General features: G+C 39.2%; 11 protein-coding genes and 1 rRNA gene. 10 read left to right on the top strand and 2 right to left on the bottom strand.

Translation table 11 applies throughout. From position 1 onward, the window contains the following. Positions 1–125 precede the first annotated feature (125 nt). From rrf to B5D29_RS08170, 9 genes are all read left to right on the top strand, one after another. Positions 126–242: ribosomal RNA gene (gene rrf, locus B5D29_RS08215) — 5S ribosomal RNA — on the top strand. A 159-nt stretch (positions 243–401) separates the two neighbouring features. Next, the gene (locus B5D29_RS08210; protein ID WP_078769082.1) at positions 402–674 is read left to right on the top strand and encodes a hypothetical protein; all 273 of its coding nucleotides are present in this window, start codon (positions 402–404) and stop codon (positions 672–674) included. A gap of 177 nt (positions 675–851) precedes the next feature. Next, a complete protein-coding gene (locus tag B5D29_RS08875) occupies positions 852–1,652 on the top strand; it encodes a hypothetical protein (RefSeq protein ID WP_341465264.1) in 801 nt (266 codons plus the stop codon). Positions 1,653–1,785: 133 nt separating this feature from the next. Next, the gene (gene htpG / locus B5D29_RS08195) at positions 1,786–3,669 is read left to right on the top strand and encodes a molecular chaperone HtpG (RefSeq protein ID WP_200803085.1); all 1,884 of its coding nucleotides are present in this window, start codon (positions 1,786–1,788) and stop codon (positions 3,667–3,669) included. 164 nt (positions 3,670–3,833) lie between these two features. After that, the gene (locus B5D29_RS08190; protein ID WP_078769081.1) at positions 3,834–4,046 is read left to right on the top strand and encodes a hypothetical protein; all 213 of its coding nucleotides are present in this window, start codon (positions 3,834–3,836) and stop codon (positions 4,044–4,046) included. Then, positions 4,030–4,611, top strand: a complete 582-nt coding sequence (locus tag B5D29_RS08185; RefSeq protein ID WP_078769080.1) for a GtrA family protein — start codon at positions 4,030–4,032, stop codon at positions 4,609–4,611. The genes B5D29_RS08190 and B5D29_RS08185 overlap by 17 nt, the downstream gene beginning before the upstream one ends. Further along, the gene (locus tag B5D29_RS08180) at positions 4,538–5,884 is read left to right on the top strand and encodes a Cof-type HAD-IIB family hydrolase (protein ID WP_078769079.1); all 1,347 of its coding nucleotides are present in this window, start codon (positions 4,538–4,540) and stop codon (positions 5,882–5,884) included. The genes B5D29_RS08185 and B5D29_RS08180 overlap by 74 nt, the downstream gene beginning before the upstream one ends. Beyond that, positions 5,881–6,747 carry a ComEC/Rec2 family competence protein gene (locus tag B5D29_RS08175; protein ID WP_078769078.1) on the top strand — a complete coding sequence of 289 codons (867 nt, stop codon included), beginning with the start codon at positions 5,881–5,883 and terminating at the stop codon, positions 6,745–6,747. The genes B5D29_RS08180 and B5D29_RS08175 overlap by 4 nt, the downstream gene beginning before the upstream one ends. Next, positions 6,731–7,846, top strand: a complete 1,116-nt coding sequence (locus B5D29_RS08170; protein ID WP_078769077.1) for a metallophosphoesterase family protein — start codon at positions 6,731–6,733, stop codon at positions 7,844–7,846. The genes B5D29_RS08175 and B5D29_RS08170 overlap by 17 nt, the downstream gene beginning before the upstream one ends. 42 nt (positions 7,847–7,888) lie before the next feature. Here the strand turns inward: B5D29_RS08170 and B5D29_RS08165 are convergent, their stop codons facing one another. Then, complete coding sequence (locus B5D29_RS08165) at positions 7,889–8,344, bottom strand: Hsp20/alpha crystallin family protein (RefSeq protein WP_078769076.1); 456 nt, start codon at positions 8,342–8,344, stop codon at positions 7,889–7,891. Positions 8,345–8,575: 231 nt separating this feature from the next. Further along, positions 8,576–9,010: a YaiI/YqxD family protein gene (locus B5D29_RS08160; protein ID WP_078769075.1), complete on the bottom strand. Its 435-nt coding sequence runs from the start codon at positions 9,008–9,010 to the stop codon at positions 8,576–8,578. A gap of 121 nt (positions 9,011–9,131) precedes the next feature. On the opposite strand from B5D29_RS08160, the gene B5D29_RS08155 reads away from it, so the two are divergent. Beyond that, positions 9,132–9,608 (top strand): DNA-deoxyinosine glycosylase, encoded by a 477-nt coding sequence (locus tag B5D29_RS08155; RefSeq protein ID WP_078769074.1) that lies wholly within the window; start codon positions 9,132–9,134, stop codon positions 9,606–9,608. Positions 9,609–10,006: the final 398 nt, after the last annotated feature.

Here is a 10,006-nt window from a genome sequence, read left to right as displayed (position 1 = left end):
CAAGCGGTTAAGACATCGCCCTCTCACGGCGAAAACAGGAGTTCGATTCTCCTACGGGTCACCAAGACCTAAAGGAAAAGCCAACAGGTCACAAAAACAACTGTGATTAACAGTTACAGTTCATAGTCGGTGTTTATTACGCTGAGGGTCCACCCGTTCCCATACCGAACACGGTAGTTAAGCTCACGCGTGCCGAAAATAGTTGGAGGGCAGCCTCCTGTGAAAATAGGTCGATGCCGACATAAAAACAAACCACTCATCCGAGTGGTTTATTTTTATATTTGTGTTCACTTTAGGCAAACGCAGTTCGCCCCTACGGTTATTTCTTGTAGACAATTATTTTATTTTATGTTATATTGAAAATGAAAAATATTAATGTATAAAACATTTAAGAGGAAAAAATGGAAAATCTAAAGTGGATATTTTTTGATTTGGGCTCAACGCTTGTGGATGAAAGCGAATGCTTGAAAGAGCGTTGCAAGGTTATAATTGAGCAAAATAATTTGGATTCCGATAAATTCTATAAAAAAGTTCTTAAATATGCTGAAAAAGATGCGTTTGCAATCAGGTGGGCGGCACAGAATTTTGGGGTCGCATTGCCAAAATGGTTATGCGAACTTGAAAGACCTGATTATATTGTTGAGTCAATAGTTGATGTTGTTGATTTGTTTTGAGGTGAACATAATTTTGATACGGTCATTTGATTTCTCTTGCAAAAAATTTTAATTGTGATATAATAAATTTATCGGCCGATACTGATTAAAATTGAGATAACCTGTTCCCATTCCGAACACAGAAGTAAAGCTCTTGCATTATTTTTTGCAAGGGCTTATTTTATTTGGAGGTAAAATATGTTTGATTACAAAAGAGTTGTGGTGATTGGTTGCCCGGGTGCAGGGAAAAGCACTTTCAGCAGAAAACTTCACGCTGTTACAAATCTGCCGTTGTTTCATTTAGATGCACTGTATTGGAACAAGGATTGTACCCACATCACTCGGGCGGAATTGATTGAAAAGCAGATTAAAATTTTTGCGACCGATAGTTTTATTATTGACGGAAATTTTATATCAACTCTCGAATTGAGAATTAAGGAGGCGGATGTGGTTTTTATATTTGATTTGCCAACGGAAACTTGCATTGACGGAGCGAAAAAGAGAAAAGGAAATAGACCCGAAATGCCTTGCCAACTGCCGTCAAATGATAAACTTATTGATTTTATTAAGCGTTTTAATGTTGATGTTATGCCTAAAATTAATGAATTATTCGAAAAGTACAATAGCAATGTGGTGACTTTTCACTCCCATAGTGAAGCAGATGAATATATTGAAAATCTGAAAAGGGTTACAGTGAAAATCGACAGACCGATGGGCAGTTTTCATCCAGAACACAAGGATTTGTTTTATCCGATAAATTACGGGTACATTGAGGGAATATTTGCGGGTGACGGCGAGGAACAGGATGCGTATATTCTTGGAATTAATGAGCCTGTTGCGGAATTTTCCGGCAAGGTTATAGCAGTTGTGCATAGGGCGGACGATGTTGAGGATAAATGGATTGTCGTGCCTGACGGTGTAACCTTTACTGTTGATGAAATAGAAGAAGCCGTTCACTTTCAGGAAAAATATTTTTCTCATACAATAGAATTGATTTGAGTAGCGGATTGTGATATTTTTGTGAACAAAAATTATTCGGTGTTGACAAATGTAAAATAAAGGCTATAATATAATTAGCACTCAGATATAAAGAGTGCCAAAATGATTATAATTCTTTATGAAGGTGATAGATATGAGAAAGAAACAGTTTAAAGCGGAGTCTAAAAAACTTCTTGATATGATGATTAACTCCATTTATACTCACAAGGAGATTTTTTTGCGTGAATTGATTTCCAACGCAAGTGACGCAACCGACAAATTGTATTTTAAATCGCTTACGGATGACAGCATCAAGGCAGACAAAGACAGCCTGAAAATCAGGATTGACCTTGACAAGGAAAACCGTACCATTAAAGTTTCCGATAACGGTATCGGTATGTCAGCCGAAGAACTCGAAAACAACCTCGGTACTATTGCAAAATCTGATTCCTTGGATTTCAAAAAAGAAAATGCCGATGACGATAACGCAAAGGATATTGAAGTTATCGGTCAGTTCGGTGTCGGCTTCTATTCTGCATTTATGGTTGCAGACAAAATCGAAGTTGTGTCAAAGGCAGTCGGTGCAGATGTTGCTAACAAATGGAGTTCCACAGGTGTTGACGGCTACACCGTTGAGGAGTGCGAAAAGGACTCAAACGGCACAGTTATAACTTTGTATCTCAAGGAAGATACCGAAAACGAGAACTATTCACAGTATCTTGAACAGTATAAAATTCAGGAGCTTGTTAAAAAATACAGCGACTACATCCGCTACCCAATCGTTATGGAAATGAGCAAGGAAGTTCCCGACCCTGAAAAAGAGGGCGAGTACATCACGGAAGTTAATGACGAGGTTTTGAACTCTCAAATTCCGCTTTGGAGAAAGAACAAGAACGAAATCAAGCCGGAAGAATACAACGATTTTTACAAGCAAAAGTTCTATGATTACGCCGACCCGACTTTGGTTATTCATTCAAAGGTTGAGGGTCAGGCAACATTTGACGCTTTGATGTACATCCCGTCAGTTGCCCCGATGGATTTCTATTCAAAGAACTACGAAAAAGGATTGCAACTCTATTCAAACGGCGTATTGATTATGGACAAGTGCAGTGACCTTTTGCCTGATTATTTCAGCTTTGTAAAGGGACTTGTTGACAGCGCCGACCTTAATCTTAATATTTCAAGAGAAACTCTCCAGCAAGACCATCAGGTTAGAATTATTGCAAAGGCTATTGATAAGAAAATCAAATCGGAACTTGCAAAAATGCTCAAAAACGACAGAGAAAAGTACGAAGGCTTCTTCAAGACCTTTGGCACAAATCTTAAGTGGGGCGTTTATGCCGATTACGGTATGCACAAAGACGGACTTAAAGACTTGATTATGTTTAAGTCGTCCAACGGCGATGGCTACACAACTCTCAAGGAATATGTTGAGCGAATGGCTGATTCGCAGGATACAATCTACTATGCTTGCGGTGACAGTGCCGAAAAAATTGCACTTCTTCCGCAATGCGAGGGCGTAAAAGCAAAGGGTTACGAAATTCTTTACTTCACCGATGAAGTGGATGAGTTTGCTATTCAGATGCTTATGGACTATGACGGCAAGAAGTTTGCGAACATCTGCAAGGATGATTTGGATTTGTCAACAGATGCTGAAAAAGAGGCTCTTTCAAAGAAAAACGAGGATGCAAAGGAATTGCTTGAAAAAATGAAAAACATCCTTGGTGACGAAGTTTCATCTGTCAAACTCACCGACAAATTGGGTTCACACGCAGTTTGCCTGTCGGCAGAGGGATATGTCAGCCTCGAAATGGCAAAGGTGCTTTCTCAAATGCCGGGCGGTAACGACAACGGCGTCAAAGCACAGCTTGTTCTTGAAATAAACAGCGAGCATCCTATTGCAGAAAAGCTCAAAAATTCTGACGAGGATACCCTCAAAAAATACACAAACATTCTTTATTCACAGGCAAGACTTATTGCCGGGCTACCTATTGATAATCCGACAGAACTTGCAGACAGCATTATTGAATTGATGTAATAAAAATTAAACTCCGATATTTCTCATTGCGGGAAATGTCGGAGATTTTTTTATTTTACATACATTTTACGGTTTTGGCTTTTCGGATTTTACATTCAAGTGTTATGTTGTAGTTAAAGAGAAACAAGCGAAAATTAAAGCAACAATATTTGGGAGGTAAGATTATGAAAACGAAAAATTATTTAATCATTATGGCGAGTATGTTGATCGTGTTTGTTGCAGGATGCTTGGCGGTTGCCGGCACAGTGGGGAAAATAGGAATTGAATGTCTTGTCGGCTACGGACTTTGTTCGGTAAGTGCGGCAGTTGCCCTTTGTGCAACAATGACCTTGCTTGTAACAAGAAAAGAGGAAAAGAATTATGAAAGAAAGTTTTAAAAGATTTACCGAAAAACATGCAGAAATTTGGAAATTTATAAAATTCACATTCACAGGTGCGAGTACATCGGTGCTTGAACTCGGAGTGTATATGTTGCTTCAGTATGTGGTGTTCAAGTCGCTCAACGAAACTCCTGTAACGGACAATCCGGTGCTTGCGTTCCTTGGAATTGAATATAAGGGCTATCTTTATTCATATGCAATTTCGGCAATTATCGGCTATGCGGCAGCGTATGTTATGAACAGAAAACTAACATTCAAGGCAGATGCAAATCCTGTTATGTCAACAATTATCTATGCGGTTATGGTTGTTTGCACAATCGCTTTCAACACTTGGTTTGGTGCATTTTTGGGAACAATCGTCAAGAACAACGGCTGGGATAACGCCATTGTTGAAATGATTACAAAGGTTATTGTAATGACTGTTCCGACAATTTGGACATATCCGTTGAACCGTTTTGTAATTCACAGAAAGAAGAAGGAAACAAGCAATGACAACAAGCCTCAAATCAACTCCGAAGTCTGCGAAGAAGAAGTCGGAATTGTGGAAGTTCCTCAAGTTTAATATCTGCGTTGTTGTGACATCGGTGCTCGATATAGTCAGCTATATGTTTATGCTGTATGTCGTGTTCAAGAGTCAATGCAACACTCCGTTGCCCGAGTCGGCTTTGCTGTCACTCCTCGGAATAAGATACAAGGGATATTTGTATTCGTATCTTATTTCGACATCAATCGGTTACATTGCGGCGTATTTGATAAACAGAAAAGTAACTTTTAAATCGAACATAAACCCCTTATACAGTTCTGTTTTGTACGCCGCATTGGCAATATTCAATATATTAGTCAGCTCGTATCTCGGCGGAGTGTTTGGCACATATATCGCATCACACGGCATCTCGTCACCTATCATTGAAATGGTGTCAAAATTCATCATCATAAACATTCCGACAATATGGACTTATCCTTTGGAAAGATATATAATACAAATTAATAAAAAAGAAAGACAAGTGCAAAAAATGCCTATGATTATAGCGTCTGACCTTGACGGAACATTGCTCAAAAGCAATACTGACATTAGTGAAGAAAATCTGCGTGCTATTGAGCGACTTGCACAAAAAGGAGCAAAGATTATTTTGCTTACGGGAAGAACCTTGTACGAAGTGCCAAAAGAATTGCGAACTTGCAAGGGCGTGGAATATATCGTTTTTTCAAACGGTGCAGGAATTTATCACAGAGAAAAAGGTATAATTGAATACCGCACAATTTCAAACGAAAAAGCGTTTAAGATTTACAAGGTTTTGAACGAATACAAAACCTTTATTGAACTTTATACAAACGGTGCGCCGTATGTTGAAACTGCTGATTTTTCGCAAGAATTGTTTGAGTATTACAAAATCGACAGCCAATTTATTCCCGAAATGTACAAAAGCAGGCGAACTTGCGACAGTATCAAAGATTTGATATTTGACCTTGATTTCAAAACAGAAATGTTTGATGTGTTTTTCAGAAATCAGGATGAGCGTTCAGAGTGTTACGAAAGATTGAAGAGAGAGTTTGACGAAATTGAAATTACAACTTCAATGACAAACAATTTGGAAATTATGCTGAAGGGCATAAACAAAGGCTCGGCTTTGCGTGAATTGTGCCAAATTGCAGGCTTTGACATCAAGGATGTAACGGTGGTGGGCGACAGCAAAAACGATTTGACAGTTTTCAACACCGAAGTAAAGAAGTATGCGGTTGCAAATGCTTGCGAGGAAATCAAGGCGCTTGCCGACAAAATCATTTGCTCAAATGATGAAAACATTATGTGCTATATTGAGAGGGAAGCGGTATGAGCAATTTTATTCATTTCTTAAATACGGGTTCATCAGATTGCATTATCATTGAAAGCAACGGGCACTTTGCAATGGTTGATGCCGGCGAAGATTCGGATTATCCGGCAAACAAGCCCCATTTGAATTATCCGGGTTACGAGGAAGAAGTTTGCAATTATTTGCTAAAAAATTGTGCTTCTTCCGATGGCACGGTAACTCTTGATTTTATTGTTGGCACACACGCACATTCCGACCATATCGGCGGATTTGACACGGTGATAAATCACCCAAAAATCAATGTCAAAAAAGCGTATCTGAAACCGTATAACGAAAAAGACATTTTCATTTACGAAAGACTCAGTTGGGACAACACCGAGGTTTACGAGCAAATGAAAAATGCCTTGATTAAAAATAATGTTGAAATTGTTGAAGATTTTGACGAACTCAAAACAACGCTCGGCGATTTCAAGGTGACCTTTTATAACGGAAAATACAAAAAACGCCTTGTGAAGTATGGCGAAAATGTCAACAGCGTTGTCACTTTGCTTGAATGTAACGGGTTTCGTTGCTTGCTTGCCGGCGACCTCAACAACAAGGATTTTGACGAATATCGCCTTGCGGAAAAAATCGGAAAGGTTGATATTCTTAAGGTCGGTCATCACGGCTATCCGTTTTCTTCAAGCAGAAAATGGCTGAAAACTCTGTCACCAAAATACAGCGTTGTTTGCAATTTTGAAAAGAAAATTTACCCTCACATAAAGCACAGGTTGGTTGATGAAATCGGTACAAAACTGTTTTGCACAGCCGATTTGAACGGCGTAAAATTTGATTTTGACAACGGCTTGAAGCCGACAACGGACATACAAAATGAGCTTGAAATTTAACAAAAACGGAAAATTTAAAATTATGCAAATCACCGATATTCAGGAGATACCGAGCGTTTCACCCGATACAATTAAACTCTTGAATTCTGCAATATTGGAGGAAAAACCCGACCTTGTTGTGCTCACCGGCGACCAAATCAAGGGCTACGGAACTTCGTATAAAATCAAGGACAAAAATCTTTTTGATGTGGTAAAGGATACTCTTGAAATCTTGCTGAAACCGATTGTTGATGCAAAAATTCCGTATGCCGTGACTTTCGGAAATCACGACAGACAGGTTGGAATTTCCAATGCCGAGCAGTTCGAAAAAATCTATAAAAATATCGGCAACTGCATAGGCGAACAGGCGGTCGGAATTGACGGCGGAGGAACTTGCAATATCCCGATTTATTCGTCTGACGGTGAAAAAATCGTGAATAATATTTATCTTTTTGACTCCGGCACGGATGCCAAAGGCGGTGGATATGAGCCGTTTGATGAGAAGATAATCAAATGGTACCGTGCAACGAGAGATGATTTGAAAAAACAGAGCGGTGCTTATGTTCCGTCACTTGTTTTTCAACATATTCCGATGTGCGAATTTTACAATGTTTTGAAGCGTGTCAATAGCACAACAAAGGGCGCAATCAGAGCTTACAGAACGCATAAAAATGAGTATTATGTTCTTGGTGACAGTTGTAAAAAAGACGGGATTTTTCTTGAACCTCCGTCAATTCCAAATGAAAATACGGGCGAATTTGATGCACTGAACGAGTGTGGAGATGCCATGGCGGTTTTTGTCGGTCACGACCATAAGAACAGTTTTGTGGGCAGATATAAAAATATCGACCTTGGTTACACGCAGTCGAGTGGATTCAACACCTACGGCAACAGAAAAAAGCGAGGCGTGAGAATTATTGAACTTGACGAAAATCAGCCGTCAACTTACAGCACATACACAAGAACTTATGATGAACTTGTGGGGGATAATGTCAGTCGACCGCTGTTTGATTTTCTATCATCAAAAGCACCCGAAACTATGGATGCCGCCTATCCAATGATAATAAAATGTTTGTCAATTCTTGCAATTGTTTTCTTTTTATTTGCCATTATATTTTGAAAACGAAAATGCCACAGGCTTTTGCCTGTGGCACTTGTTCAGTTAATCAAGCTCGATATATTTTGTTGTATCGATTTCCTTCTTTGGCTGTTCCTTTGGAATTGTCAATTTAAGGATACCGTGCTTAAATTCACCCTTGATGTCAGCTTCGTTTACATCGCCTACATAAAAACTTCTTTCGCACGAACCTGCATAACGCTCCCTGCGGATATATTTTGTGGTTTTTTCGCCTTTTTCTTCTTTGTCAAGACCCTTTTCAGCCCTGATTGTGAGATATCCGTCTTTGAGTGAAGCCTTAACCTCATCCTTTGAGAAGCCGGGCAAATCCATTTCCAAAACATAGCCGTTTTCAGTTTCCTGGACATCTGTCTTCATGAGATTCTTGCTTCTGTGACCGTACAACTTCTTTTCAAGTTTATCTGCTTCTTTGTCATCGTAAAACGGAAAATCAAAAAAGTCATCGAACAAATCTTTACCAAATACACTAGGCATCAACATAAGTCATCGCTCCTTTCATAAAAAACACCATATTGAAACCTGTTTTTTATGAACTCGGGATGAGGAAACAAAGCGGAGTTTCTTGAGGCTGTTGCCTCATTTTCTTCTCCTTGACTTCCTTTCCTTTCGTTCTGACTACAATATATCACAACTTTTTAGCACTGTCAAGGGCAGAGTGCTAATGTTAATAAAATGTTCACTATTCAACTATAATTTTAACTTTTGTACATACTAATCAACGCATAACAGCGATTTGAACGATTTGACAAAAGCCTCATCGTTTTGTGCGGTTCGCTTTTTCGGTCCTTTCAGGTGAGCACCCGACATTCTTGCTTTTTTCGATTCGTATCTTGATGTCAGCAAAAGTTCGAGATTGCTGTCGGATATTATCATTCCGTTTTGCGTGATTGCTTTTCCGCCTTTTGACAGAACCATTGCCGCAAGTCCGTAGTCCTGAGTCACGACAATGTCATCGCTTTTCACTTCGTTCACAAGTGCAAAGTCGACGCTGTCTGCACCTTTTGATACAGTGATTATTTGGGCATAGTCGCTGTTTATGATGTGACTTGTGTCGCAAAAAATCACGACTTCAATATTGTTCTCTTTTGCAATTTGGGTTGCTTGCTTAACAACAGGGCAACCGTCTGCGTCAATCAAAATTTTCATATTCTACCTCGTTTGTCTTATTCAATTACTATATCAAATCTCCGCTTCGTTGTAAATATGTTGTATGTTTTTCGTTTTCGGTGTATAATTTGGTTAGAAAACATTGAAAAGCAGGTGAATTATGACCTTACACACGATACCACCGGTTTGGGATGAAAACTCAAAAGTGCTGATTTTAGGTTCATTCCCGTCAGTCAAATCAAGGGAAGAAGGCTTTTTCTATGGGCATAAGCAAAATAGGTTTTGGAAGGTGGTTGCCAATGTTTGCAACTGCCCTGTGCCTAAAAATATTGATGAGAAAAAAGCAATGCTACTTGCAAACGGAATAGCCGTGTGGGATGTGATTCATTCTTGCGATATTGTCGGCTCAAGCGACAGCAGTATAAAAAATGTTGTGCCAAATGATATTGCCGATATTATCCAAAAATCTCATATTGAGCGAATATTTACAAACGGCAAAAAGGCAGACGAACTGTATAAAAAATACATTGAACAAACTATTGGAATTTCAGCCGAATGCCTGCCGTCCACAAGCCCTGCAAATGCTGTTTGGACACTCGAAAAACTGTGCGAAGAATGGAAGATAATACAAAAATAAAAGGCGGAACAAACCGCCTCATACTGTTGATAAAGCTCCTGAAACATGCCAAAATATAATTAACCGAATTATGCCTCCCATTTTTTAAAAGGTGATTCCCCCGTTAATCGGGGGAAATGTCTGCAACGCAGACAAAAGGGGGCGTCTACGCAGTAAAGGTGGCAACACGAAGTGTTGACGGTGGGGTTTTAAAAATGCTGTAGGTATTGGACTTACGGCATTTTTGGTGTTTTTCGTTTTTTGCTCAGTCGAGGTATTTATATACATCTTCCTTCGCAAGAAAACGAAATTCAGAAACTTTCTCAACAGCCTTTTTACATTTTATGCTGATTTTTTCTTTCTTCCGGTAAAGAATACTATGCCAAATATCACAAGCATAAGGAGAAAGGCGAATGCCA

This window comes from Eubacterium coprostanoligenes (assembly GCF_900167205.1).
In the GTDB taxonomy this organism is placed as follows: domain Bacteria; phylum Bacillota; class Clostridia; order Oscillospirales; family Acutalibacteraceae; genus Eubacterium_R; species Eubacterium_R coprostanoligenes.
The sequence above is the reverse complement of the archived record's forward strand: the minus strand, read 5'-3'. Positions and strand labels throughout refer to the sequence as shown.